At 70.4% G+C, this 23370-nt stretch carries 27 protein-coding genes and 2 pseudogenes; 15 read left to right on the top strand and 14 right to left on the bottom strand.

What is annotated here, in order from left to right; translation table 11 throughout:
- Window positions 1–37: 37 nt before the first annotated feature.
- On the top strand, window positions 38–451 hold the full coding sequence (locus Q4V64_RS51915; protein WP_124445453.1) for a nuclear transport factor 2 family protein: 414 nt from the start codon (window positions 38–40) through the stop codon (window positions 449–451).
- A gap of 27 nt (window positions 452–478) precedes the next feature.
- Here Q4V64_RS51915 and Q4V64_RS51910 read toward each other — a convergent pair whose 3' ends face one another.
- Entirely contained in the window at window positions 479–889 is a 411-nt protein-coding gene (locus tag Q4V64_RS51910) for a hypothetical protein (RefSeq protein WP_124445452.1), read from the bottom strand.
- A 348-nt stretch (window positions 890–1237) separates the two neighbouring features.
- On the opposite strand from Q4V64_RS51910, the gene Q4V64_RS51905 reads away from it, so the two are divergent.
- Entirely contained in the window at window positions 1238–1522 is a 285-nt protein-coding gene (locus Q4V64_RS51905) for a DUF1905 domain-containing protein (protein WP_124445451.1), read from the top strand.
- A gap of 57 nt (window positions 1523–1579) precedes the next feature.
- Here the strand turns inward: Q4V64_RS51905 and mgrA are convergent, their stop codons facing one another.
- Window positions 1580–2575, bottom strand: coding sequence for an L-glyceraldehyde 3-phosphate reductase (mgrA, locus tag Q4V64_RS51900; protein WP_124445450.1), 996 nt, complete (start codon window positions 2573–2575; stop codon window positions 1580–1582).
- A 125-nt stretch (window positions 2576–2700) separates the two neighbouring features.
- Between mgrA and Q4V64_RS51895 the strand changes: the two genes are divergently transcribed.
- Window positions 2701–3588: a LysR substrate-binding domain-containing protein gene (locus Q4V64_RS51895; protein WP_124445449.1), complete on the top strand. Its 888-nt coding sequence runs from the start codon at window positions 2701–2703 to the stop codon at window positions 3586–3588.
- A 27-nt stretch (window positions 3589–3615) separates the two neighbouring features.
- The gene (locus Q4V64_RS51890) at window positions 3616–4131 is read left to right on the top strand and encodes a DUF664 domain-containing protein (protein WP_124445448.1); all 516 of its coding nucleotides are present in this window, start codon (window positions 3616–3618) and stop codon (window positions 4129–4131) included.
- On the opposite strand, the pseudogene Q4V64_RS51885 reads toward Q4V64_RS51890, so the two are convergent.
- From Q4V64_RS51885 to Q4V64_RS51860, 6 genes and pseudogenes are all read right to left on the bottom strand, one after another.
- Window positions 4113–4451: pseudogene (locus tag Q4V64_RS51885) on the bottom strand (adenosine deaminase); the annotation flags it as partial. The gene Q4V64_RS51890 and the pseudogene Q4V64_RS51885 sit on opposite strands and share 19 nt — an antisense overlap.
- A 212-nt stretch (window positions 4452–4663) precedes the next feature.
- Window positions 4664–5392, bottom strand: a pseudogene (locus Q4V64_RS51880) (adenosine deaminase family protein); the annotation flags it as partial.
- A 40-nt stretch (window positions 5393–5432) separates the two neighbouring features.
- On the bottom strand, window positions 5433–5825 hold the full coding sequence (locus Q4V64_RS51875; RefSeq protein ID WP_124445447.1) for a VOC family protein: 393 nt from the start codon (window positions 5823–5825) through the stop codon (window positions 5433–5435).
- 93 nt (window positions 5826–5918) lie between these two features.
- The gene (locus Q4V64_RS51870) at window positions 5919–6602 is read right to left on the bottom strand and encodes a 1,4-alpha-glucan branching protein (protein WP_124445446.1); all 684 of its coding nucleotides are present in this window, start codon (window positions 6600–6602) and stop codon (window positions 5919–5921) included.
- Window positions 6603–6631: 29 nt separating this feature from the next.
- Window positions 6632–7537 carry an oxidoreductase gene (locus tag Q4V64_RS51865; RefSeq protein ID WP_124445445.1) on the bottom strand — a complete coding sequence of 302 codons (906 nt, stop codon included), beginning with the start codon at window positions 7535–7537 and terminating at the stop codon, window positions 6632–6634.
- A 161-nt stretch (window positions 7538–7698) separates the two neighbouring features.
- Window positions 7699–8145 (bottom strand): MarR family transcriptional regulator, encoded by a 447-nt coding sequence (locus tag Q4V64_RS51860; protein WP_124445444.1) that lies wholly within the window; start codon window positions 8143–8145, stop codon window positions 7699–7701.
- Between the two features lie 151 nt (window positions 8146–8296).
- On the opposite strand from Q4V64_RS51860, the gene Q4V64_RS51855 reads away from it, so the two are divergent.
- The 7 genes from Q4V64_RS51855 (at window position 8297) to urtE (ending at window position 15562) form a co-directional block, all read left to right on the top strand.
- The gene (locus Q4V64_RS51855; protein ID WP_124445443.1) at window positions 8297–9409 is read left to right on the top strand and encodes a substrate-binding domain-containing protein; all 1113 of its coding nucleotides are present in this window, start codon (window positions 8297–8299) and stop codon (window positions 9407–9409) included.
- Window positions 9410–9482: 73 nt separating this feature from the next.
- Window positions 9483–10559, top strand: coding sequence for an IS630 family transposase (locus Q4V64_RS51850; protein ID WP_303708621.1), 1077 nt, complete (start codon window positions 9483–9485; stop codon window positions 10557–10559).
- 243 nt (window positions 10560–10802) lie between these two features.
- Window positions 10803–12059, top strand: coding sequence for an urea ABC transporter substrate-binding protein (gene urtA, locus Q4V64_RS51845; RefSeq protein ID WP_124445312.1), 1257 nt, complete (start codon window positions 10803–10805; stop codon window positions 12057–12059).
- A gap of 59 nt (window positions 12060–12118) precedes the next feature.
- Window positions 12119–13015, top strand: coding sequence for an urea ABC transporter permease subunit UrtB (urtB, locus tag Q4V64_RS51840; RefSeq protein ID WP_124445311.1), 897 nt, complete (start codon window positions 12119–12121; stop codon window positions 13013–13015).
- Window positions 13012–14100: an urea ABC transporter permease subunit UrtC gene (gene urtC, locus Q4V64_RS51835; RefSeq protein ID WP_124445310.1), complete on the top strand. Its 1089-nt coding sequence runs from the start codon at window positions 13012–13014 to the stop codon at window positions 14098–14100. The genes urtB and urtC overlap by 4 nt, the downstream gene beginning before the upstream one ends.
- A complete protein-coding gene (gene urtD, locus Q4V64_RS51830) occupies window positions 14097–14870 on the top strand; it encodes an urea ABC transporter ATP-binding protein UrtD (RefSeq protein ID WP_124445309.1) in 774 nt (257 codons plus the stop codon). The genes urtC and urtD overlap by 4 nt, the downstream gene beginning before the upstream one ends.
- Window positions 14870–15562 (top strand): urea ABC transporter ATP-binding subunit UrtE, encoded by a 693-nt coding sequence (gene urtE, locus Q4V64_RS51825; RefSeq protein ID WP_124445308.1) that lies wholly within the window; start codon window positions 14870–14872, stop codon window positions 15560–15562. Before urtD ends, urtE begins: the two co-directional genes overlap by 1 nt.
- A gap of 10 nt (window positions 15563–15572) precedes the next feature.
- Here urtE and Q4V64_RS51820 read toward each other — a convergent pair whose 3' ends face one another.
- The 3 genes from Q4V64_RS51820 to Q4V64_RS51810 form a co-directional block, all read right to left on the bottom strand.
- Window positions 15573–16763, bottom strand: a complete 1191-nt coding sequence (locus Q4V64_RS51820; RefSeq protein ID WP_124445307.1) for an RNA polymerase sigma factor — start codon at window positions 16761–16763, stop codon at window positions 15573–15575.
- Entirely contained in the window at window positions 16763–17116 is a 354-nt protein-coding gene (locus Q4V64_RS51815; protein ID WP_124445316.1) for a YciI family protein, read from the bottom strand. The genes Q4V64_RS51820 and Q4V64_RS51815 overlap by 1 nt, the downstream gene beginning before the upstream one ends.
- A 350-nt stretch (window positions 17117–17466) precedes the next feature.
- Window positions 17467–17634: a hypothetical protein gene (locus Q4V64_RS51810; protein WP_172629584.1), complete on the bottom strand. Its 168-nt coding sequence runs from the start codon at window positions 17632–17634 to the stop codon at window positions 17467–17469.
- 213 nt (window positions 17635–17847) lie between these two features.
- Here Q4V64_RS51810 and Q4V64_RS51805 point away from each other — a divergent pair, with 213 nt between their 5' ends.
- Window positions 17848–18288: an SPW repeat protein gene (locus Q4V64_RS51805; protein WP_124445305.1), complete on the top strand. Its 441-nt coding sequence runs from the start codon at window positions 17848–17850 to the stop codon at window positions 18286–18288.
- A 78-nt stretch (window positions 18289–18366) separates the two neighbouring features.
- On the opposite strand, the gene Q4V64_RS51800 is transcribed toward Q4V64_RS51805, so the two are convergent.
- Together Q4V64_RS51800 and Q4V64_RS51795 are read right to left on the bottom strand one after the other, a co-directional pair.
- The gene (locus Q4V64_RS51800; RefSeq protein ID WP_124445304.1) at window positions 18367–19134 is read right to left on the bottom strand and encodes a metalloregulator ArsR/SmtB family transcription factor; all 768 of its coding nucleotides are present in this window, start codon (window positions 19132–19134) and stop codon (window positions 18367–18369) included.
- Between the two features lie 102 nt (window positions 19135–19236).
- Window positions 19237–19965 (bottom strand): phosphotransferase, encoded by a 729-nt coding sequence (locus Q4V64_RS51795; RefSeq protein ID WP_124445303.1) that lies wholly within the window; start codon window positions 19963–19965, stop codon window positions 19237–19239.
- Between the two features lie 377 nt (window positions 19966–20342).
- On the opposite strand from Q4V64_RS51795, the gene Q4V64_RS51790 reads away from it, so the two are divergent.
- The 3 genes from Q4V64_RS51790 (at window position 20343) to Q4V64_RS51780 (ending at window position 22363) form a co-directional block, all read left to right on the top strand.
- Window positions 20343–20921, top strand: coding sequence for an adenylyl-sulfate kinase (locus Q4V64_RS51790; RefSeq protein ID WP_124445302.1), 579 nt, complete (start codon window positions 20343–20345; stop codon window positions 20919–20921).
- A gap of 85 nt (window positions 20922–21006) precedes the next feature.
- Complete coding sequence (locus Q4V64_RS51785; RefSeq protein WP_124445301.1) at window positions 21007–21270, top strand: GlsB/YeaQ/YmgE family stress response membrane protein; 264 nt, start codon at window positions 21007–21009, stop codon at window positions 21268–21270.
- Between the two features lie 211 nt (window positions 21271–21481).
- A complete protein-coding gene (locus Q4V64_RS51780) occupies window positions 21482–22363 on the top strand; it encodes a GNAT family N-acetyltransferase (RefSeq protein ID WP_124445300.1) in 882 nt (293 codons plus the stop codon).
- A gap of 9 nt (window positions 22364–22372) precedes the next feature.
- Here Q4V64_RS51780 and Q4V64_RS51775 read toward each other — a convergent pair whose 3' ends face one another.
- Complete coding sequence (locus tag Q4V64_RS51775; protein ID WP_124445299.1) at window positions 22373–23296, bottom strand: NAD(P)-dependent oxidoreductase; 924 nt, start codon at window positions 23294–23296, stop codon at window positions 22373–22375.
- Window positions 23297–23370 lie beyond the last annotated feature (74 nt).

Raw genomic sequence — 23370 nt, 5'->3', positions numbered from 1 at the left:
CATGGGAGTCTGCACTCGGTCGAGGAAAGGGCAAGGCATGGCATTGGCACTCGAAGACCGCCTGGCCATCGGCGAGTTGATCGCCCTGCACGGGCACCTTGTCGACGGCGGGGAGCTGCACCGCACGGCGGAGGTCTTCACCCCGGACGTCGTCTACGACCTTTCCGACTTCGGCCAGGGCCAGGTCACCGGGCTCGCCGCCTTCACCGAGGCGGCTCTTGCTCTGGGCGCCGCGAATCCCGTCGCGCACCACGTCACCAACGTGGTGATGGAGGAGGCGGACGACGGCCGGGTGCGGGCCCGGTCCAAGGGCCTGGGCGTCATGGCGGACGGGTCGTGCGGGTCCGTGACGTACGAGGACACCGTGGTGCGTGCCGCCGACGGCTGGCGGATCTGTCACCGCAGGGTGCTGGCGCGGCGCGTGCCGCTGAACGGGCTGGGACAGGACTGACGGTCCGGCGCTCCCGCAGGACGCGGCTCAGGCGACGGGCGTGAACAGGGCCGCGGCGGTCCGCTGCATGCGCAGGGCGTCGACCGACTCGGCCAGCAGTTCGTACTCGGTGGTGTCGTCGCTGGCGGCGACCCGCACCAGCCGCCCCGCAGCCAACTCGTCGGCGACCAGCTCTTGTTGGGCCATGTCCCCGCACCAGGCACGCAGCACGGCCGGCACGTCGGGCACGGTGTCGGCGACCGGGGCGAGCGCGCCGGGCGGGAAGTGTCCGGCCTCGGGCTGGGGGTCCAATCGCTCGGCGATCCAGGAGGCACGGTCGCGTAACCACCACAGGGCCAGGGCGAGGGTGGGGGCACGGTAGGTTCCGAGGGGTACGCCGATGCGCCGACCGCCGCAGGTGCCGTACCCCGTGACATGGCACAGGAATTCGTCGTGCACGATCACTCCCCCGTTGCTCCGCTAGCCTGCCGGCCGGGCCTCACTTTCGAAGCGGCTCATGTGCTGTGTGCGGCTCAAGTGCTGTGCGTGACGGGAGCTTCGCTGGATGTGAAGGCCCCTAGCAGACGAGTATGTTCACTACTGAAACAGTGTCACCACAACTTTCCGGCCAGTCTCCTGGCATATTCACCGCCCCGACTGGCCGAAATCTGACGAGTGCGTGCCGATGCCGTCATTACCCGAGGAGTAATCGATCTCCGCGGGCCGTCCGGGGATGGTTCTCCTGCGATGAGTTTCTCCGCCGCCGGCGGTCTCTTCAGCAGGAGACCACCGGCACAGGAGGACGTCATGGCCACGACCGGAAAAGTGGACGCGGAATTCACCGCCGAGCTGTGCAGGAGTCCGGAGAAGGGCAGCTGGACGTGTGTGCTGTGGCCCGCGTCCGTCGAGTTCTTCGGCACCCGCGGGCTGGTCAAGGTCCGCGGGACGATCGACGGGCACCCCTTCCGGAGCTCGTTCATGGCCCTCGGGGACGGCACGCACATGCTGCCCGTGAAGGCCGAGGTGCGCCGGGCCATCGGGAAGGAGGCGGGGGACACGGTGACTGTCCACCTTCAGGAGCGGCTCGGCTGACGCATGCCGAAGGGCCCCGCCCGATGCGCTCCGGCGGGGCCCCTCCACACTGGGGGGTCAGGCCCGGACGATCGCGTCGATCCGTGCCAGTTCCTCCGCGTCGAAGTCCAGGTTGCGGATGGCGCCGACGCTGTCCTCCATCTGCTGCGGGCTGCTCGCGCCGACCAGGGCCGAGGTCACCCGGCCGCCGCGCAGGACCCAGGCCAGCGCGAGCTGGGCCAGCGTCTGGCCGCGGGACTTGGCGATGTCGTCGAGGGCGCGCAGCCTGCCGACCAGTTCCTCGGTGACCGCGTCGGAGTTCAGGAAGGGGCTGTCGCTCGCGGCCCGCGAGTCCTCCGGGATGCCGTCGAGGTAGCGGCCGGTGAGCAGGCCCTGCTCCAGCGGGGAGAAGACGATGGAGCCGACCTGGAGCTCGTCGAGTGCGTCGAGCAGGCCCTCGTCCTCGGGGCGGCGGTCGAGCATCGAGTAGCGCGGCTGGTGGATGAGGAGCGGGGTGCCCAGCTCACCCAGGATGCGGGCGGCCTCGCGGGTCTGCTCGGCCGAGTAGTTGGAGACGCCGACGTACAGCGCCTTGCCCTGCTGGACCGCCGAGTGCAGGGCGCCCATCGTCTCCTCCAGGGGAGTCTCCGGGTCGGGGCGGTGCGAGTAGAAGATGTCGACGTGGTCCAGGCCCATCCGCTTCAGGCTCTGGTCCAGCGAGGACAGCAGGTACTTGCGCGAACCCCACTCGCCGTACGGGCCGGGCCACATCAGATAGCCGGCCTTGGTGGAGATGATCAGCTCGTCGCGGTAGGGCGCGAAGTCGGCCTTCAGGGCCTCGCCGAAGGCGGACTCGCCGGCGCCCGGCGGCGGGCCGTAGTTGTTCGCCAGGTCGAAGTGGGTGACGCCGAGGTCGAAGGCGCGGCGCAGGATGGCGCGCTGCGTCTCGACGGTCCGGTCGCCGGGGCCGAAGTTGTGCCACAGACCGAGCGACAGCGCGGGAAGCTTCAGGCCGCTGCGTCCGGTGCGCCGGTAGGGCATGTCCGCGTAGCGGTCGGGGTGTGCGGTGTACAACGCGACTCCAGAAGGGTTGGCACACGAAGGTCGGTTCCGATGAACCGGTATCCACTCTTTCGCGACCTACGGGGAGTGGTCCAACAGGTAAATCAGATGGAATTCAGCGGATACGCTTCTCAATCATGGAACTACGCCATCTCCAGCACTTCGTCGCGGTCGCCGAGGACCAGCATTTCACCCGTGCTGCCGAACGCCTCATGGTGTCCCAGTCGGGTCTTTCGGCCTCGATCCGGGCGCTGGAGCGGGAGTTGCAGGCCCCGCTGTTCGTGCGGACGACCCGACGGGTGACCCTGACGCCCGCCGGGCGGGCGCTCCTGGGTGAGGCGGAGCGGATCCTGGCGCAGGTGCGGGCCGCCCACGAGGCGGTGGCCGCGGTGCAGGGCGTGCTGCGCGGGATGCTCGCTCTCGGGTCGGAGCAGTGCATCGCCGGGGTGAATGTGGCGGGGCTGCTCGCCGCGTTCCGGCGGCAGCACCCGGACGTGGAGATCTGCCTGCGGCAGGCGGGCTCGGGCGCGCTGGCCGAGGAGGTCGCGGCCGGGCGTCTCGACCTGGCGTTCGCCGTGCGGTCGGCGCACGAGGAGGACGAACAGCTGCGTGTCGTGCCGGTGACCAGCGAGCCGATGACGGTGCTGTGCCACCCCACCCACCGCCTCGCGGCAGCCGGTGCCGCCGTCACTCCGGAGGAGCTGGGGGGCGAGGTCTTCGTCGACTTCCATCCGGACTGGGGGCCGCGCCGCACCACCGACGCCGCCTTCGCCGCGGCGGGTGTCCGGCGGACCGTCGCGCTGGAGGTGAACGACGTGCACAGCCTGCTCGACCTGGTGGACGAGAACCTCGGCATCGCCGTCGTACCACGGCACTTCCGGTCCAAGCGCGCGTCGCTGACCGCCCTGCCCGTGAAGGACACCGACGAGACGGTGTACGAGACCGTCGCCCTGCTGCCGCCCCCGCAGGCCACCAGCCCGGCGGCCCGGGCCCTGATGGCGCTGCTGGCCGCCGAGGGCGCGTGACGGACGGGGATGCGCGATGGTGGATGCATGCATGCCAAGGACATCCTCATCGACGGGTACAGCCGCATCCAGGAAGAAGTCCACGCCGCCGTCGAGGGCCTCGACCTCGACGACCTGCACGCCCGCCCCTCCGACGCCGCCAACTCGATCGCCTGGCTGATCTGGCATCTCACCCGGGTCCAGGACGACCACATCGCCGACGCCTTCGGCCTCGACCAGGTGTGGCTGTCCCAGGACTTCCAGAAGCGGTTCGGGCTGGATCTGCCGCGCCGCGACACCGGGTACGGCCACACACCGGCGAAGGTCGCGAAGGTGCGGGTCGACTCCGGTGATCTGCTGACCGGCTACTACGACGCCGTGCACGCCCAGACCCTCCAGGCCCTGCACGAGCTGACCGCCAAGGACCTGGAGCGGATCGTGGACGAGCGCTGGGATCCGCCGGTCAGCCTGGGCGTACGGCTGGTCAGCGTCCTGTCCGACGATCTGCAGCATGTCGGACAGGCCGCCTACGTCCGGGGGCTGGTTCAGAGCGCGGGCTCGTAGCCCGGCAGGACGACGTCCTCGATGAGTGCCTTGCGCTCGTCGAAGGGCAGGAACGCGCTCTTCAGGGCGTTCACCGTGACCGTGCGCAGGTCCTCGACCGTCCAGCCCGCCCGCTCGACCAGCAGGGACATCTCGCGGGTCATCGTCGTGCCCGACACCAGACGGTTGTCGGTGTTGAGGGTGACGCGGAAGCCGAGGTCCTTCAGGGCGGTGATCGGGTGCCCGGCGATCGAGGTCGCGGCGCCGGTCTGGAGGTTGGACGTCGGGCACATCTCCAGCGCGATACGGCGGTCGCGGACCCAGCCCGCGAGACGGCCTAGTGCCCCGGCAGGCAACGTTTGCCCGTCAAGGAGCGGCGTCCGGTGCGTGCTCTGGGGGTCCCCCCTCTGGGGGAGTGCCGGCCGGAAGCCCTCGTACTGGACGTACTTGGGCTTTCGGCCGGTGCGGCGAGTGGGGGCACCTCCCACGCCTTTAGGGCAGTGGGGGAGCGTGCCGGGCGTCGCGACGGGGCGAACGTTGCCTGTCGGGGCACTAGCTTGCCGTCGACGATGTCGTCGGTGAGGCGGACGCAGTGGCCGAGGCGCTGGGCGCCGCAGACCTGGAGGGCCTGGTGGATGCTGGGCAGGCCGTGGGCCTCGCCGGCGTGGATGGTGAACGGGACGTTCTCGCGCCGCAGGTACTCGAAGGCGGCCAGGTGGTCGGCGGGCGGGAAGCCGTCCTCGGCTCCGGCGATGTCGAAGCCGACGACGCCCGCGTCCCGGAAGGCGACGGCCAGGTCGGCGGTCTCCTTGGTGCGGTCGAACATCCGCATCCCGCACAGCAGCGTGCCGACCCGCACCGCGGTGCCCGCGGCGGCGGCCTTGGCCATGCCCGCCGCCAGACCCGCCTGGACGATCTCGACGACCTCGGGCAGGGTCAGCCCGCCCCTCAGCATCAGCTCGGGGGCGTAGCGCACCTCGCCGTAGACCACGCCGTCCGCGGCCAGGTCGAGGACGTACTCCTCGGCGGTGCGCAGCAGGCCCTCGCGGGTCTGCAGCACGGCGAGGGTGTGCTCGAAGGTGGCTATGTAGCGGACCAGGTCGCCGGAGTTCGCGGCCTCGACGTACCAGGCGGCGAGCTCGTCGGGGTCGGTGGTGGGCAGGGTGTGGCCGACCGCGTCCGCGAGCTCCACCACGGTGGCGGGGCGCAGGCCGCCGTCGAGGTGGTCGTGCAGCACGGCCTTGGGCAGCCGGCGGAGGGTGTCGATGCGGGGCGCGGTCATGTGCGGGGTGTTCCTCGGCGAGTCGTTCTGAACAGGTGGGTCACTCGGCTGGCTGGAGCAGGTCCCAGCGGTTTCCGTACAGGTCCTGGAAAACGGCGACCGAGCCGTACGGCTCGTGGCGCGGCTCCTCCAGGAAGGTCACGCCGGCGGCGAGCATGCGGGCGTGGTCGCGGGCGAAGTCGTCGGTGTGCAGGAAGAAGCCGACGCGTCCGCCGGTCTGGTCTCCCACCCGGCTCCGCTGCGTCTCGCCGCCCGCACGGGCCAGCAGCAGATCGGCGCCGGCCTGCCGCGTGCCCGGCCGTACGACGACCCAGCGGGAGCCGTCGGGCCGCGGGGTGTCCTCGACGAGCCGGAAACCGAGGGCCTCGGTGTAGAAGCGGATCGCCTCGTCGTAGTCGTCGACGACGAGGGTGACCAGGGCGATACGTCTCATCGAAACCTTCCTGGACGAGTGATTGACCGGAGAGGTCATACGTAAAACCCCGCGTGCGCCACTCAGCCGGGACCCAGGGGCTGACCAGCGCTTCTAGGGCCGAGGTCCGGCCTGCAACACAGCGAACAGCCCCCGTGCGCGGGTGCCGTCCGGCAGGTTCCAGGCGCCGGCGACGTGGCCGGTCGCTTCCGGCGCCGCCGGAAGGGCGGGCGTGCCGTCCGGGGCGGGCCGCAGGAGCCGATGCAAGCGCAGTGTCGTGCCCTGCGGGAGAGCCAGCTCGGTGCCTTCTTCGTCGTCGGTGGCGGCGGCGGTGCGGAGAGCGGAGAGGGCGGGGCCGTCGCCGGTGCAGGAGCGGGTGACCTCCCGGTCGGGGGCGTCGGTGGTGTTCTGGTCCTGGGCGTGGACGCGGCCCTGGATCAGGGCGAGCAACTGGGTGACCAGCACCGGGTCGTGGCAGCCGTCGTAGGCCCAGCGACGCCCCAGCACGCCGTGTTCCATGGTGCCGACGAGGGCGTGCTCCGCCCCGTCGAGCGGGGCGCCGCGATAGGTGAGCGGCACCAGGTATGCGGCCGGGTCGGGGCCTGGAGTGTCAGCTGTGTCGGTGACCACCATGAACTCGATCCCGACCTCGCCCCGCGGATCGTCCAGCCGGAACCCGCCGGCCTTCCTCAGCACCGGTTCGCCCGCGCAGCCGGAGTACCAGGGGCGGGAGGCAAGCCAGGCGGTGAGCAGCTCGAGCTTGGTCGGCTTGAGGGTGGTGTGGTGGATGACGGCCATGCCGAAGTCCTCTCTCCTTCTGTTCTCTCTCAGTCGGCCTGCTGGTGGAGCGCGTCGAGCGTGGCCAGTTCCTCGTCGGTGAGGTGGACGGCGCCCGCGGCCACGTTCTCGACGAGGTGGTCGGGGTTGCCGGTGCCGGGGATGGCCAGGACGTGCGGGCCCTGCTGGAGGGTCCAGGCGATGCGGATCTGGGCGGGGCTCGCGTCGTGGGCCTCGGCGATGGCGAGCACCTCGTCGTCGTGGGCGGTGGTGGCGCCCTGGGAACCGGCTTCGCCCGCGATGGCGAAGAACGGTACGAAGGCGATGCCCTGTTCGCCGCAGATCCGCAGGAGTTCGTCGGTGGCGGGGTTGCGGAGGTCGAGCCCGAACCGGTTCTGCACGCACACCACGGGTGCGATGGCCTGCGCCTCGGCGAGGTGGCGGGGCTCGACGTCCGAGAGGCCGAGGTGCCGGATCAGGCCCTCCTCGCGGAGCTCGGCGAGGGCGCCGAAGTGCTCGGCGATGGAGTCCTGCCGCATGCGGCGGAGGTTGACGACGTCGAGGTGGTCGCGGCCGAGCTGGCGCAGGTTCTCCTCGACGTGGCCGCGCAGGTCGTCCGGGCGGGCCGAAGTGCCCCACTCCCCCGAGTAGTTGCGGAAGGGGCCGACCTTGGTGACCACGACCAGGTCGTCGGGGTACGGCGACAGTGCGCTGTTGATGAGTTCGTTGGCGGAGCGCAGGGAGGAGAAGTAGAAGGCGGCCGTGTCGATGTGGTTGACGCCGAGTTCGATCGCCTTGTGCAGTACGGCGATCGAGCGCTCCCGGTCGCTCGGCGTCCCGAGGTGGAAGGCGGCGCTGCCCGTCAGCCGCATCGCGCCGAAGCCGATGCGGTGGACGGGCAGGTCGCCGAGTTTCCAGGTGCCCGCGGCGTCCGCGGTGATCGTTTCCGTGGTCATCGGCGGAGTGTCGCACACGCTGCGAACGCCTGCCCGGGCACGCCACTTCGCCGGCGCCAGGGCCGACCAACCCTCAACGGGCCCCAGGTCGTCGCCGGAGAAGCCGCCCACCGCCGGTACGTACTCCACAAGCGCCCAAGCCTGACGCCTCAACCGGAGACTCAGCCGGTCGACTCCGCCGCGGCCCCGTCGAGGGTGTTCACCAGCCGCTCCAGCAACGCCCGCAGCAGCTCGTCGTCGCTCTCGCTCAGCGTCGGCCACTGTGCGTGGACCTCACGGCTGATCCGGTGCCAGTAGGCCCGTCCGCGCGGGGTGAGGTGGGCGCGTATGCGGCGGCGGTCCAGGGGGTCGACGCGGCGGTAGACCAGGTTCTGGTCCACGAGGTGGTCGACGAGTTTGGTGAGCGTCGGCGGCGGCAGGAAGACCGCTTCGGCGACCGCCGTCATGTGGTGACCCTCGCCGTCCGCGAGCAGGGCGAGCACCCGCCAGGCGTCGAGCGAGCAGCCGTCCTCGTCGAGGACGGCCTGCAGCCGCCGCGCGGCCAGTCGTTCGGCCCGCGTCAGCAGCTGCATCAGGTCCTGGGGCTGACGCGGAGGTGGGGTAGGCATCCTTCTCCTCGGTCGCGGGGTGCGGACATCGTACAAGTGCCGCCTGACGAAAGGATCGTTGTCCGTCTTCCCCTCTCCCCCCTTGCGCGCCCGCCCGACCGGTCCACGAGACGGACTGGAGTTCACCGGACGGACCCGGAATCATGACCGCATGTTCGAGCTCGATCCCCATCCGCTCGACTGGTTCACAGTCGACGACTCCGCGATCAGCGTGGCGCTGGTGTTCCCCATGCAGGGCGCGGCGGGGATCTTCGGACCCACCTGCGAGCTGTGCGCGCGGCTGGCCGCGGAGGAGGTCAACCACGCGGGCGGGGTGCTCGGCAAGGAGTTGCGGCTGCTGCCGGTCGACGGCGGCGCCGAGCCACGGGAGATCGCCGACCGCGTCGAGACGCTGGTGGACCTGGGGGTCGTCCAGGGGGTCACCGGCTGGCACATCTCCTCCGTGCGCCAGGCACTGGCCCCGCGCATCGCCCACCGGGTCCCGTACGTCTACACGGCCCTGTACGAGGGCGGGGAGCACACCACGGGTGTCTTCCTGACCAGCGAGACCCCCGACGACCAACTGCGCCCCGCGATACGGCTGTTGGCGTGTGAGCACCAGGTGCGCCGCTGGTTCGTCGTCGGCAACGACTACGTGTGGCCGCGCCGCACCGCACGGGCCGCCCATGGCTACGCTCGCGAGTCCGGGGGCGGCATCTGCGGTCAGGCCTATCTCCCGCTCGGCACCCACGAGTTCGACGGAGTGCTGCGCCGGATCGAGGAGACGCGAGCGGACGCCGTCCTCATGCTCCTCGTGGGCAGCGACGCGGTCCGCTTCAACCGTGCGTTCGCCGCCGCCGGGCTCGATCAGCGGTGCCTGCGGCTGAGCACGCTGATGGACGAGAACATGCTGATGGCCAGCGGCCCCACGGCCACGGCGGGCCTGTACAGCACGGCCGGGTTCTTCACCTCGCTCGCCAACCAGGACACCCTCGACTTCCACGGCCAGTACGCCGGGAGATACGGCACCGAGGCGCCCGCTCCGGGCAGCCTCGGCGAATCGTGTTACGAGGGGGTGCTGCTGCTCGCGGCGCTCATCGCCCGGGCCAGGACGCTGGATGTGACGGCCATCGGCGCGACGGCCGAGTCCGTGTCGTACGAGGGGCCGCGCGGGCTGCTGCGGCTGCGCGACAGCCATGTGAAGCAGCGCATCTACCTCGCCAAGGCGGACGGGGTGGACTTCGACGTTCTCACCCAGCTGGACCTGGACCCGACCCACCCTTGACATGGCCTCACCACGCCTAGTGTCGTGTGAATGAAGTCCTTGGACGATGAACTGGGGTGCGGTTGAATGGCGTATGCCTGTCGCCCTGCCGTTGGCCGTGTCCGATGCGGACCGTAAGGTTCTGCGTTCGTGGGTCCGCTCGCCGTCGTCCCCGTCGGGGCTGGTGACGCGGGCCCGGATCGTGCTCCTTGCCTCGGAAGGCACTTCGAACACCGAGATCGCGCGGCGGCTTGAGCTCTCCCGGCAGACGGTGGTGACCTGGCGCGGCCGGTACCGCTCGGCCGGCCTGTCCGGGCTGGAGGACCGGCCTCGCTCGGGCCGGCCCGGCACCGTGGACGAGGCCGAAGTGGTGGTGCGGACCCTGGAGGGCCCGCCGGAAAAACTTGGCGTGACCCACTGGTCCTCCCGGCTGCTCGCCGCCGAACTGCGCCTGTCCAACGTCGCGGTGGCCAAGGTGTGGCGCAAGTGGAAGATCCAGCCCTGGCGGAGCGAGACGTTCAAGTTCTCCACCGACCCGGAACTGGAGGCCAAGGTCCGCGACGTGGTCGGGCTGTACCTGGCCCCGCCGGAGAAGGCGGTGGTGGTCTGCGTCGATGAGAAGTCGCAGATCCAGGCGCTGGACCGGACCGCCCCGATGCTGCCGGTCCGGCCGGGCCTGGCGGAGCGGCGCACCCACGACTACGTCCGCCACGGCACCACCACCTTGTTCGCCGCCCTGGACGTCGCCACCGGGAAGATCACCGCCGACGCCTGCTACGACCGGCACCGCAACGACGAGTTCCTGCGCTTCCTCAAGCAGGTCGCCAAGGCCCACCCGAGGGTGAAGCTGCACGTGGTCGCCGACAACTACGCCACCCACAAGCACCCCCGCGTGAAGGCGTGGCTGGCGAAGAACCCGCGGATCACCCTGCACTTCACCCCGACCTCCTGCTCGTGGCTGAACCTGGTGGAAATCTTCTTCGGCATCATCACGCGCCAGGCCATACGCCGCGGCACCTTCACCTCGGTCGCCGACCTCACCGACGCCATCCGCCGCTACATCGACGCCTACAACGACCGCTGCCAGCCGTTCACCTGGACCAAGACCGCTGACGAAATCCTCGAACACGCCACACCCAAACGTCCAAGAACTTCATTCACACGACACTAGATACTTCCCGCAGGAAGTATCTAGAATGCCTCGGGCGACGTGTGAATTCCGTTGCGGAATTCAGTCCGGGGATTTTTTGTTTTCCCCTTGTTTCCTGCGGAGCACCGGAAGATACAGCCGGGAAAGTAGCGCGAAACGCACCGGAAACGGGATGACTTGAGGCTGTGGATCTCACTTCAGGGTTGCTGATTCCTGCTGATTTCTTCCTTTCAGGTGTCCTCATAGGGGACAAGGGGGGTTCTTTTGTCCAGCGTTCCCAGCATTCACCGGCGCCGGCTCCTGGCCGGCACCGCGGCACTCGCGGCCGTCGTCGCGCTCTCGGCGTGCGGCGCCAAGACCGACGCGGCCGATTCGTCCGACAAGGCCGCGAAGATCGACGCGAGCGGCGACACGGTCAAGGTCGGCCTGCTCAACTCCCTCTCCGGCACGATGGCCATCAGCGAGGTCACCGTACGCAACTCGCTGCTGCTCGCCATCCAGGAGATCAACGCCAAGGGCGGTGTGCTCGGCAAGAAGATCAAGCCGATCAGCGAGGACGGCGCCTCCGACTGGCCGACCTTCGCCGAGAAGGCCACCAAGCTCATCAAGGAGGACGGCGTCGCGGCCACCTTCGGCTGCTGGACCTCCGCCAGCCGCAAGGCCGTCAAGCCGGTGTTCGAGAAGAACAAGTCGCTGCTCTTCTACCCCGTGCAGTACGAGGGCCTGGAGGAGTCGCCGTACATCTTCTACACGGGCGCGACCACCAACCAGCAGATCATCCCCGCGCTGGACTACCTCAAGAGCCAGGGCAAGAAGAAGCTCTACCTGGTCGGCAGCGACTACGTCTTCCCGCGTACCGCCAACAAGGAGATCAAGGCGTACGCGAAGGCCAACGGCATGACGATCCTCGGCGAGGACTACGCGCCGCTGGGCTCCACGGAGTTCAGCACGATCGCCAACAAGGTGAAGGCGTCGAAGGCGGACGCCGTCTTCAACACCCTCAACGGCGACTCGAACGTGGCCTTCTTCAAGGAGTACAAGTCCGCCGGCCTGAGCGCCGCGACCATGCCGGTCGTCTCGGTGTCGATCGCCGAGGAGGAGGTCAAGTCGATCGGGACGCAGTACCTGGAAGGGCAGTTGACGGCCTGGAACTACTACCAGACCACTCCGGGCGCGGCGAACACCACGTTCGTGAAGGCGTACAAGGCCAAGTACGGCGCGGACAAGCCGACCAGTGACCCGATGGAGGCCGCGTACACCTCGGTCTACCTGTGGAAGGCGATGGTCGAGAAGGCGAAGTCCTTCGACCCGGAGAAGGTGAAAGCCGCCTCCGACGGCATCACCTTCGACGCGCCCGAGGGCCTGGTCACCGTGGACGGTGCCTCGCAGCACATCTACAAGACCGCCCGGATCGGCAAGATCGGCAGCGACGGTCTGATCGAGCAGGTGTGGGACTCCGGCAAGCCCATCAAGCCGGACCCCTTCCTCAAGGGCTACTCCTGGGCCTCCGGCCTGTCCTGACCGACCGTCACGCGGGGGCCCGCCCGGCCCCCGCGTACCGCCCTTCCCGGAGCCGCCGTATGACCGTGATCCTCGGTCAGACCTTCACCGGCATCAGCATCGGTGCCGTCCTGCTGCTCATCGCGCTCGGCCTCTCGCTCACCTTCGGCCAGATGAACGTCATCAACATGGCCCACGGCGAGTTCATCATGGCCGGCGCCTACACCACGTACGTCCTGCAGAAATCCATTTCCGGCGCCGGAATCTCACTTCTCGTCGCGCTGCCCGTCGCCTTTCTCGTCTCCGGCGCCCTCGGCGCGCTGCTCGAATGGCTGCTGATACGGCGCCTGTATCTGCGGCCGCTCGACACTCTTCTCGTCACGTGGGGTGTCTCGTTGATGCTCCAGCAGCTCGCCCGGGACATCTTCGGCGCGCCGAACGTGCAGACCCGGGCGCCCGACTGGCTGACCGGGAACATCACCCTCATCGGCGGTGACGATCCCCTCACCGTCGCCAACAGCCGCCTGTTCATCCTGGGGCTGGCCGTGGCGGCGGTGGTCGCGCTGTCGCTGACGCTGCGGCTGACGCCGCTGGGCCGCCGGATCCGGGCCGTGGTGCAGAGCCGGGACCTCGCCGAGGTGTCCGGGATCTCCACCAGCCGGGTCGACCGCACGGCCTTCTTCATAGGGTCCGGGCTGGCGGGCGTCGCGGGCGTCGCGCTGACGCTGGTCGGGCCGATCGGGCCGACGATGGGCACCAACGTCATCATCGACGCCTTCCTGGTGATCGTGGTCGGCGGTATCGGGCAGCTCAGGGGGACGGTGATCGTCGCCTTCGTGCTGGGCGTGCTGCAGTCGGTCCTGGAGTACTCCACCACCGTCAGCGTCGCCAAGGTGCTGGTGCTCGTCGCCATCGTCGCGTTCCTCCAGTGGCGGCCGCAGGGGCTGTACACGCTGCGTACGAGGAGTCTCGTATGAACCTTCTGAAAGGTGGCTCGGTGCGGGCCTGGGCGGGTTTCGCCGGGGCCGCGGTCCTCCTCTTCGCCCTCGCCCCGCTCGCCCTGTCCGAATTCCGGCTCGGGCTGCTCGCCAAGTACCTGTGCACGGCCATGGTCGCCGTCGGGATCTGTCTGGCCTGGGGCCGCGGCGGGCTGCTGACGCTCGGTCAGGGCGTGTTCTTCGGCCTCGGCGGCTACGCGATGGCGATGCACCTGAAGATCGCCGACGCGGGGCCCGGGAACCTGCCGGACTTCATGCAGCTGTACGGCACCGCCACCGAACTGCCCTGGTGGTGGCAGCCGTTCACGAACCCGGTGTTCGCGCTCGCGGCCACCGTGCTGCTGCCCATGGTGGTCGCGGCGCTGCTCGGCTTGTTCATCTTCCGGCGCCGGGTCAAGGGCGCCTACTTCGCGATCCTGAGCCAGGCGCTCGCCGCCGCCTTCGCGATCTGGCTGATCGGCCAGCAGGCCACGACCGGCGGCACCAACGGACTCACCGACATCCAGGGCTTCTTCGGCTACGACCTCAACGACCCGGTCAACCAGCGGATGGTGTATTTCATCATCGCCGCCGCCCTGCTGCTCCTGATGGCCCTCGCGCGCCAGCTGATCCAGAGCCGGTACGGCGAACTCCTGGTCGCCGTACGGGACTCGGAGGAGCGGGTGCGCTTCCTCGGCTACGACCCGGCCAACGTCAAGCTGGTCGCGTACGTCGTGGCGGCGGGCATGGCGGGCCTCGCCGGCGCGCTGTTCGTGCCGGCCGTGGGCATCATCTCGCCCGCGCTGATCGGCATCGTGCCGTCCATCGAGTTCGTCATCGGCGCGGCGGTGGGCGGCCGGGCCAGCCTGGTCGGCGCGGTGCTCGGCGCGGTCGCCGTCGCCTGGGCGAAGACGGCGCTGTCGGAGGAGTTCCCGGCGGCCTGGACGTACTTCCAGGGGCTGCTGTTCATCGTCGCCCTGGCGTTCCTGCCCGGCGGTCTCGCCTCACTGGCGGTGTTCGTACGGCGGCGCGGGACCCGACGGAAGAAGGCGGCGGCCGTCGTACCGGTGGGAGAAGCGGCATGAGCGAGCTCGCGGGACTCGAGATACGTCAACTACGGGTCTCCTTCGACGGTTTCACCGCCGTCGACGGGGTGGACCTCGATGTCGGCCCGGGCGATCTGCGCTTCCTCATCGGGCCGAACGGCGCGGGCAAGACCACCCTCGTCGACGCGGTCACCGGTCTGGTGAGGGCGGAGGGCTCGGTGCGCTTCGGCGGCGCGGAGTTGCTCGGGCGGAGCGTGCACAGGATCGCCCGGTCCGGGATCGGCCGTACGTTCCAGACGGCCACCGTCTTCGAGGAGTTGACGGTCCTTCAGAACCTGGACATCGCGGCGGGCGCCGGCCGCGGCATGTGGACCATGCTGCGCCGCCGCAAGGGCGTGCCCGAGCCGGTCGCCGAGGCGATGGAGACGGTCGGGCTCACCGAGCTCGCCGATTCCCCCGCCGGGACGCTCGCGCACGGCCAGAAGCAGTGGCTGGAGATCGGCATGCTGCTCGTGCAGGACGTACGGCTGCTGCTGCTCGACGAGCCGGTGGCAGGCATGAGCCACGACGAACGGCAGGCGACCGGCGAGCTGCTGGAGCGGATCAGCGCGGAGCGGACCGTGGTCGTCATCGAGCACGACATGGACTTCATGCGGTCCTTCGCGCGCAGCGTCAGCGTGCTGCACGCGGGCAGGGTGCTCAGCGAGGGCACGGTGGCCCAGGTGCAGGCGGATCCGAAGGTGCAGGAGGTGTACCTCGGGCACGCGGCCACCGAGGCCACCACCGATGCGGCCGTACAGGAGGCGTGATGCTCCAGATCGACGACGTCCGCGTCGGCTACCACCGCAGCACCGTCCTGCACGGGGTCACCGTCGAAGTGCCGAAGGACGGGGTGGCCGCCGTGCTCGGGCACAACGGCGCCGGCAAGAGCACGCTGCTGCGCGCGGCCGTCGGGCTGCTCACGCCGAGCAGCGGCACGGTCCGGCTCGACGGCGAGGACATCACCCGCCGCCGGCCGCACGAGCGGGTGGCGCGGGGCATGGCGTACGTCCCGCAGGGCCAGCAGTCGTTCCCGCATCTGACCACCGCCGAGAACCTCCAGCTGGTCGCGGACGGCCGCAAACGCGGCAGGGAGGCGATCGCCGAGGCTCTGGACCTGTTCCCGGCGCTGCGGGCGCTGTCCCACCGCCGCGCGGGCCTGCTCTCCGGCGGTCAGCGGCAGCAGCTCGCCATCGCTCGCGCCCTGGTGACGGAGCCTCGGCTGCTGCTGCTCGACGAGCCGACGGAGGGCATCCAGCCGTCCGTCGTGGCCGAGATCGAGGAGACGATCCTCGCCCTGGCCGCCCGCGGCGGGCTTTCGGTCCTGCTGGTCGAGCAGCATGTGGGCTTCGCGATGCGGGCGGCGCAGCGGTACTACGTCCTGGAGGCCGGGCGGGTCACATCGTCCGGGGAGGGTGGCGAGGAGGGCGAGGTGGCGGTGCGGGAGGCGCTCAGCGTGTGAGGGCGAGCGATCACGTCGGGGCGAGTTCCCGTCGGCGGCGTTCGAGGAAGGCGTGCTCCGCCGGGTTCTCCGTCAGGGCGATGGCCGCCTCGTACGCCCGTACGGCCTCCGTGTCGCGGCCGAGGCGGCGCAGGAGGTCGGCGCGGACCGCGTGGAAGACGTGGTAACCGTCGAGGTCCAGGTCGTCCACCAGGTCGAGGGCCTGCCGCGGGCCCTCGGTCTCGGCCACGGCGACCGCCCTGTTCAGGGCCACGACGGGGCTGGGCGCGAGAGCCATGAGCTGGTCGTACAGCTGCACGATCTGCCCCCAGTCCGTGGCGTCGGCGGTCGACGCGTCGCTGTGCACGGCCTGGATCGCGGCCTGGATCTGGTACGGCCCCGGCTGGTTCCGGCGCAGGCACCGGCGGACGAGCGACTGTCCCTCGGCGATCAGGGCACCGTCCCAGCGGCCGCGATCCTGCTCGGGCAGCGGCACGAGCTCGCCGTGCTCGTCCTGCCGGGCGGACCTGCGCGACTCGACGAGCAGCATCAGCGCGAGCAGGCCGGTGACCTCGGGCTCGTCCGGCATCAACTCGGCCAGCAGACGGCCGAGGCGTACGGCCTCGGCGCACAGGTCCGCCTCCCCCTCGTACCCCTGGTTGAAGATCAGGTAGACGACGGCCAGGACCCCCTTGAGCCGGTCCGGAAGGTCGGCGTCCCGAGGCACCCGGTACGGGATGCGCGCGTCGCGGATCTTGGCCTTGGCCCGCACCAGCCTCTGCGCCATGGTCGGCTCGGGCACCAGGAAGGCACGGGCGATCTGGGCCGTGGTGAGCCCGCCGAGGAGGCGCAGGGTGAGGGCGACCTGCGCCGGAGCGGCGAGAGCGGGGTGGCAGCAGGTGAAGATCAGGCGGAGCCGGTCGTCGCGCACGGGGCCCTCCTCGGGCGGTGCGTCAGGGACGTTCAGCAGGGCCGCCTGGGCGTGCCGTTCGTCCCGCTTGGCCTCCCGGCGCAGCCGGTCGATCGCACGGTTGCGGGCGGTGGTGATGATCCAGCCGGCCGGGCTCGGCGGCACGCCGGTCTCCGGCCAGCGCTGGACGGCCGTGGTGAAGGCGTCCTGGACCGCTTCCTCGGCCAGGTCGATGTCGCCGAGGAAGCGGACCAGGACGGCGACCGCGCGGCCGTACTCCGCGCGGAAGACGGCCTCGATGTCCGTGGCCATCAGTCCGCGGCTTCGCCCATGAACGGCCGCACCTCGATCGGCAGGGTGGTCGCCAGCGCCAGCTTGCGGCCCCACTCCAGGGCGGCGTCCAGGTCGGGCGCCTTGATGAGGCTGATGCCGCCGAGCATCTCCTTGCCCTCGGCGTACGGGCCGTCGGTGACGAGGACATCGCCGTCGCGCGGGCGCAGCACGGTCGACGACTCCGGGCCGTGCAGTCCCCCGGCGAAGACCCAGGCGCCCGCTTCCCGCAGCTCACGGTTGAGGGCGTCGAGGTTCTTCTCGATCTCGGCCAGGACCTCCGGGGCGGGCGGCTCCCCCACCGGCTGCATCACGTTGAGCAGGTAGTACTTCATGACGGCCTCCTCGGGCCTCGTGGCGTTCACTCACCTCCTACACGAACGGCGGGCCCCCGGATCGACAGCGCGCGCGACGGGATCGGGAGAATGAAATCAGTGGAAGACAGGCGCGGCGCGGAAAGCGAACAGCGGAGGGCGGCGGATCAGGAGGATCGAGGATCGGGCCGCGAAGCAGCAACAGGAGGCGCTGGAGACGCGCGCGAGGTCGACGTGGTGTCGCCGCGTGAGGTCCAGTCGCATCGTCATGCCGATGGTCGTCGCAGTAGGCGTCGACGGGCGTCAAGGAGACCGGGACATCCTTGAACCGGCCGTTGCCACCAGTTGCGGGCCGCGCCGCATGCCCCCGGTCAGTCCTCGTCGCGGGCCGGGACCACCACGAGGAACGCGTCCGACTTCAGGTCCATCACGACAGTCGCGGGCTCACCCTCGGCACGGCGCGCCGCGGCGTACTCCTCCGCCGGCCACGATCCGCGCGGAGCCCCCGCGGGAAACCGCTCCAACACCTTCGCGCCCATAGCGGCACCTCCCGTTCTGTTAACAACTCGCTTGCCCGCGATCTCCGCGGACATGTCATGTCAGCTCAAAACTCGCCGTCGCGGGCCGCTGCCGGACGCCAACTCCTACAACCTCTACACATAAGGAAAAAATAAGCGCAAAATGAATCTACGCGGCGCTTACCGCATACCGCACCAGACGCGGTCAGGCCTGTAAGTCAAAGGAGACGAATCATGGCCAACGTCTCGCCCACCAGAGGTGACATCACCACCCACCCTGATGCCTCAGAAATGCGGGCACGCTACGCCCGTGTGCTCGGCGGTCGCGATGTGGCGCTCGTGGACGGACCGGTGTTCCTGCTCGGTCTGTACTGCGCCGTATCCCCCTGGATACTCCACTTCACGACGAGCCAGCCCCCGCTCGTGACGCACAACCTGATCGTGGGCATCGCGATCGGACTGCTGGCCCTCGGGTTCACCCGTGCCCCGGAGCGCATGTACGGCCTGAGCTGGGCCATGTGCGCGATGGGCGTGTGGATGATCATCTCGCCGTGGATCGTCGGCGAGAGCCCGGACGCCGGGGTCATCTGGAACAACGTCGTCATCGGCGCCCTGGCCGTGATCCTGGGGCTGATGTGCATCGGTACGGCGGCGAGGAGCGCCCCCAGGACGTAACACCCGGAGGAGCACAGGACACGTCGGGTCGGTCCGCGGGGGCGTGGACCGGCCCGACGCATGCCATGAGCCGTCCGCTCAGCGGGCCGGCACCGCCCACGGCTCCTGCGGCAACGGCCTGCCGGTCTCCAGGAGCGACTTGAGGTTGGACAGCACCGCCGGCCAGCCGGAGGCCGCGTCGGCGCGCTCACCCTCGTCGGCGAGGTCCTCGTGGGTGACGGTGAGCCGGACGATGTCGTCGTGCGGCCGGATGTCGAAGGTCACCCGGGAGTGCCGGTCCCGCCGCCCCTCCTCCTCGGGCGCGGCCCAGGTGGTGACGAGGCGGGTCGGTCGCTCGCTCTCCACCACGGTGCCGACCACGTCGGCGATGCCGGAACCGTCCGTCCGTACGTGCTCCCAGCGTGAGCCGGGCCGCCAGTCCGAGACGTTGCTGTGGCCCCAGTAGGCGGCGGTCAGGTCGGCGTCGGTGAGTGCCTCCCAGACTTTTCCGGGCGTGCTCTCGATGTAAATGACGTACACGAATGTCGGCTTGTCGGTCATGGCTTCCTCAGCTCGTCGCTTCACGGCCCCGAGCGCGCTCAGGCGCGGGCGCTCGAACTTCTCGATCCACCGCTCCTGGATCTCGTGGAGCGGGACGGGGTTGAGGTAGTGGAGCTTCTCCCGTCCCCGCCGCACCGTGCTGACCAGGTTGGCGGCCTCGAGGACGGACAGATGCTGGGTCACCGACTGACGCGTCATGTCGATGTGCTCGCACAGCTCTCCCAGCGTCTGACCGGCCCGCTCGTGCAGCCGGTCGAGCAGTCGCCTGCGTGTGTCGTCGGCCAGCGCCTTGAAGGCTTTGTCCATAGCGGGGTCGTCTCCTGAGCGCACACTCAACATTATGCAGGCAATTACCTGCATTTCAATGCCGGCCCGCAAGGCCCCTGGCCCTGGCCCTGGCCCCTACAGTCAGGCTGAGAGTTCACGACGGTGAGCGTTCACCCATTCCCACGCGACCCGCACCTCGTCAACGGCCCCGCTCTCGCGCAGCCCGACCATGGCCGGTTCGCCGCGCTCGGCGCCCTCCTGGATCCCGCGCCAGCAGCGGTCCTGCCACCACAGGATCGTGTCGAGGAGCCGGTCGCGTCCGTCGAGGCCGTAGGTGTCGCAGACGAGCCGGATCCCGCGGGCCGCCTCCCGCACATCGGTCACCCCGGGTCCCAGATCCAGGTACTGCCAGCACACATGGGCGACATCGTGGACCCGCTCACCCGGGGCCGCGATGTCCCAGTCGATGAAGGCGACCGGCCGCCACTCGTCGCCCGTCACGGTGTACACGGTGTTCTTCGGGGCGAGGTCGTTGTGGCACACGACGTCCTGGTCGCCGGCGAGCGGTGTGCCGTGCGTCAGGTCGTGGAACGCGCGGACGAGCCGGGCCACGCGTACGAGGCAGGCGTCGGTGCGGGCGGCGGCCCGCTCCCGTGGTGTGAGCGCCGCCCGCCCCTCGACGTAGTCGAAGATCTCCCGGCCCCGCTCGTCCGTCCCCAGGAACCGGGGCGCCCCCGCCCACCCCCGCCGCTCGAACAGCGCGAGCACGTCCCGTACGTACCGTGTCCTCGGCGACGGCGTTCGCCGCACGGTCGCTCCGACCCGGACGACCTCGTTCACGGCGCCGCCGCCGAGTACCGACTCCTCCACCTGACCACCTCCGCGTCATACCCGCCGCACCCCGGTCGGCTCCCAGCCCGATCAGGCGCCCGGGGCAGTACCAACTCATGAACAACAGCGGGAGTTTCGTCCTTCCCCCGGCGCTGCGTCCGGCCATCAGCCGGGCATGCCGTGCGGCTGGTCGCCGGGTACGCGGCCGAGCAACTGCGGCCGCGTCGCGTGGTGTTGTGCGTCGACGCCGAGAACGCGGCGAGCGAGGTGGTGGCCCGTTTCCGCGGGTTCGAGCCCGCGGACGACGCCCCGATCCGACGCCGGTCGAGGGGCCGGGAGACCACTCTGCGGACCTGGAGCCCGCGCGGGGTGAAACTCCGTGGCTCGGCAAGGCCTCGGGCTGGGAGGCTGCCCGCATGGATCACGCGGAGGTACTGCTCATCGGCGGACGCGCCGGCGTCGGCAAGACGACGGTGGGATGGGAGGTCTCGGCACGGCTGCGGGCGGCGGGGGTCGCGCATGCCGTGATCGACGGCGACTTCATGGGCCAGGTGCATCCGGCGCCTGACGGCGACCCGCACCGGGCGGCCGTCGCCGAGCGGAACCTGACCGCGGTCTGGGGGAACTACGCCGAACTCGGCTACCGGCGTCTCGTGTACACGAACACCGTGAGCGTGCTCGAAGAGGCGACGGACATGTTCCGCCGGGCGATGGGTGACGGCGTACGGATGGTGCGCGTATTGCTGACCGCCTCCGACGAGACGACCGAGCAGCGCCTGACCGGGCGGGAGCTGGGCTCCGAGCTGGAGCACGAGATCAATGGCAGTGTCCGCAAGGCCCGGATGCTGGAGCGGCGGGCGCCGGCGGACGCCCTGCGCGTGGTGACCGACGGGCGCACGGTGATCGACATCGCGAGTGAAGTGGTCGTCGCCACCGGGTGGGCCGGGGGTGACGGACGGGACATGGGCACCGGGTCCGCTTTGGCCAGTGGTTGACCGGAGCCGGACTGTCCCCGCTTCCAGGGGGAACACGAACTGCAAACGGGGGCCTTGACGGGGGCATTGGAGAAAAGGGGCGGAGATGGAGATCGACGGCATCATCAGTGCCATCGTGATCGGCATCGTCATCGGCGTCCTGGGCCGGCTCGTGGTCCCTGGGCGCCAGCGCATCGGGATCCTGTGGACGATCCTCGTCGGCATCGTCGCCGCGCTGGTCGGTTCGGCGATCGCCGGCGCGTTCGACGTGGCCGACACCGACGGCGTCGACTGGGTCGAGTGGCTCATCCAGATCGGCCTCGCCGCACTCGGCGTGGCCACGCTGGACCGGTCGCGGGCACGCCGCTGACGCCGGACGACGGCGGCACGCGGACGGCTGCGGGGCAAAGCGGACGGCTGCGTGGGAAAGGTGACGCGCGCGCGGGCCGGCACGCGGACGGTGGCGCGCGCGTCGCCTCGGCATGCGCGGAATCGCCAGGCGCCCAAATCCCGTTGCGGGCGGCGCGACACGGCCGCTAGGTTCAGCGGTTCGTCCCCGACTCGACCGTGCCGGAGTCCCGTTGTCCCTGCGCATCACCCCGCTCACCGACCCCGAGGCCGGTGCCTCCAGCCGTCGTCTGGCCTGGCTTGCCGCCGGAGCCGACGGGGCTCCCCTCGGATCCGCCTTCCTCCGGCTGTTCACGAAAGAGGGGCAGGAGCACCTCGCCGAGCTGGAGCTCGCCGTGCACGTCACGGAGCGACGGCGGGGCGTGGGGACGCGGCTGCTGGAAGCCGCCGTGGCCGCGGCGCGCGCGGAGGGGCGGCGGTCGCTCCTCGCGCAGGCCGAGCACGCCTCCCCCGCCGATCTGTTCCTGGCCGCGCGGGGCTTTCGCCGGGTGCTGGGATTGACGTACGCCAGGCTGGCGCTGGCCGGGGCCGATCACGCGGCGATCGAGGAACTCGCCCGGGCTCCGCGTCCGGGCTACCGCCTGACGGAGTGGGACGGCGTGGTGCCGGACGAGCTGGCACTGTCGTACGCCGACTCGCGGCGCGCCATGGACGACATGCCGATGGAGGGCACCGACTACGGCAGGGTCGTCTGGGACGTGGAGCGGATCGTCGCGGCGGCCGAGGCGGTGGCGAAACGCGGGGACCTGCTGCACACCATGGCCGCCGTGGACGTGTCCGACGGGTCGGTGGTCGGGTTCTCCGAACTCGTCGTCCCGGGCGACGGCCGGGGCGACGGACAGCACTACGGCACCGCCGTGCTCCCCGAGCACCGCGGTCACGGCCTCGCCCGCTGGATGAAGGCGGCGTCGATCCTCCGGGCCCGCGCACGGCACCCCGAGCTCGCGAGGCTGTGCACGGACACCGCGGACAGCAACGCGCCGATGCGCGCCGTCAACGACGCGCTCGGTTACGTACCGACGCGCAGGGCGGTGGAGTACCAGCTCGACCTGTAGCCCAATCGGTCAGCGGACGGCTGCGCGCATCGCCGCGAGGCCCTCCCGGCTGGACGGGTACACCGGCGTCCAGCCCAGTTCCCGCTCCGCCTTCGCCGTGGAGACCCGCAGCGTCGTCGACATCACCGTGTGCGCGTACGACATCGGCTTCATCAGCCATCGAGGTACGGTCATCGGCTTCGCCAGCCCGAACTCCTCGGCCACGCACAGGACATGGGCCCGGAAGCCGAGCGGAGTGCGGTCCGCGACGTTGTACGCCTGGCCGGGGCGGCCGCGTTCGACGGCGGCGACCACCGCGCGCGCCGCGTCGCTGAGCTCCACCCACGGCAGGACCCGGCCGCCGTCGTCGGGGACGGGCAGCTGCCGCTTGCGCAGCAGCGTCAGCAGGGCGTCGGTGCCGCCGGGCCCGTAGAACAGACCGAAGCGCAGCGCGATGCCGTCCAGCTCCTCTGTTCCCAAGGTGAGTCGCTCCTTGGTGCGCATGGCCGCGATGTGCCGTTCCAGCTCCGGTGAGGCGCCGGGCGGGCCGAAGGGGTCGTCCTCGGTGACCGGGCGCGCGCCGTGGTCCCCGTAGCCGTATCCGAAGACCATCGACTCGGCCACGAAACGGCGGGCGCCGACGGCCTGGGCGGCCTCGACGAGGTGGGCGGTGCCGCCGACGCGCAGGGCGTCGGTGGCGTGCATGCCGCTGTGGCGCATGGGTGGCTTGCGCAGGGCGGTCGCGGCGTGGATCACCGTGTCGAAGCGGTGCCCGTCGACGGCACGCAGCAGCGCGTCGCGATCCATGAGGTCGGCTCGGACGCCGTTGTCCTTGCCCCGGCCGAGTCCGGTGACCTTGTGACCCGCGTCGGTCAGGGCACGGGCGATGTGCCGGCCGAGGACACCGCTCGCGCCCGCGAGGAGGATGCTCTGGTTCGTGTGCATGGTCGCCATACTCGTGCGACGGACCGGGCGGGCCGGGATGTGACATCCCCGCGACCGCGATGTCACCCGGTGGCGCCTCGATC

The sequence above is a fragment of the Streptomyces sp. NL15-2K genome (assembly GCF_030551255.1).
GTDB lineage: Bacteria > Actinomycetota > Actinomycetes > Streptomycetales > Streptomycetaceae > Streptomyces.
This window is presented reverse-complemented; position numbering and strand designations above follow the sequence as displayed.

Coding starts and splice junctions, on each gene's coding strand:
- Q4V64_RS51890 (WP_124445448.1), top strand. CDS start 3,616: ATGCATGCCAAGGACATCCTCATCGACGGGTACAGCCGCATCCAGGAA.
- Q4V64_RS51820 (WP_124445307.1), bottom strand. CDS start 16,763: ATGGCCACGGACATCGAGGCCGTCTTCCGCGCGGAGTACGGCCGCGCG.
- Q4V64_RS51905 (WP_124445451.1), top strand. CDS start 1,238: ATGGCCACGACCGGAAAAGTGGACGCGGAATTCACCGCCGAGCTGTGC.
- Q4V64_RS51895 (WP_124445449.1), top strand. CDS start 2,701: ATGGAACTACGCCATCTCCAGCACTTCGTCGCGGTCGCCGAGGACCAG.
- Q4V64_RS51850 (WP_303708621.1), top strand. CDS start 9,483: ATGCCTGTCGCCCTGCCGTTGGCCGTGTCCGATGCGGACCGTAAGGTT.
- urtC (WP_124445310.1), top strand. CDS start 13,012: ATGAACCTTCTGAAAGGTGGCTCGGTGCGGGCCTGGGCGGGTTTCGCC.
- Q4V64_RS51785 (WP_124445301.1), top strand. CDS start 21,007: ATGGAGATCGACGGCATCATCAGTGCCATCGTGATCGGCATCGTCATC.
- Q4V64_RS51915 (WP_124445453.1), top strand. CDS start 38: ATGGCATTGGCACTCGAAGACCGCCTGGCCATCGGCGAGTTGATCGCC.
- Q4V64_RS51855 (WP_124445443.1), top strand. CDS start 8,297: ATGTTCGAGCTCGATCCCCATCCGCTCGACTGGTTCACAGTCGACGAC.
- Q4V64_RS51870 (WP_124445446.1), bottom strand. CDS start 6,602: ATGGCCGTCATCCACCACACCACCCTCAAGCCGACCAAGCTCGAGCTG.
- Q4V64_RS51860 (WP_124445444.1), bottom strand. CDS start 8,145: ATGCCTACCCCACCTCCGCGTCAGCCCCAGGACCTGATGCAGCTGCTG.
- urtE (WP_124445308.1), top strand. CDS start 14,870: ATGCTCCAGATCGACGACGTCCGCGTCGGCTACCACCGCAGCACCGTC.
- urtB (WP_124445311.1), top strand. CDS start 12,119: ATGACCGTGATCCTCGGTCAGACCTTCACCGGCATCAGCATCGGTGCC.
- Q4V64_RS51865 (WP_124445445.1), bottom strand. CDS start 7,537: ATGACCACGGAAACGATCACCGCGGACGCCGCGGGCACCTGGAAACTC.
- Q4V64_RS51875 (WP_124445447.1), bottom strand. CDS start 5,825: ATGAGACGTATCGCCCTGGTCACCCTCGTCGTCGACGACTACGACGAG.
- urtD (WP_124445309.1), top strand. CDS start 14,097: ATGAGCGAGCTCGCGGGACTCGAGATACGTCAACTACGGGTCTCCTTC.
- Q4V64_RS51775 (WP_124445299.1), bottom strand. CDS start 23,296: ATGGCGACCATGCACACGAACCAGAGCATCCTCCTCGCGGGCGCGAGC.
- Q4V64_RS51790 (WP_124445302.1), top strand. CDS start 20,343: ATGGATCACGCGGAGGTACTGCTCATCGGCGGACGCGCCGGCGTCGGC.
- Q4V64_RS51800 (WP_124445304.1), bottom strand. CDS start 19,134: ATGGACAAAGCCTTCAAGGCGCTGGCCGACGACACACGCAGGCGACTG.
- Q4V64_RS51810 (WP_172629584.1), bottom strand. CDS start 17,634: ATGGGCGCGAAGGTGTTGGAGCGGTTTCCCGCGGGGGCTCCGCGCGGA.
- Q4V64_RS51805 (WP_124445305.1), top strand. CDS start 17,848: ATGGCCAACGTCTCGCCCACCAGAGGTGACATCACCACCCACCCTGAT.
- Q4V64_RS51815 (WP_124445316.1), bottom strand. CDS start 17,116: ATGAAGTACTACCTGCTCAACGTGATGCAGCCGGTGGGGGAGCCGCCC.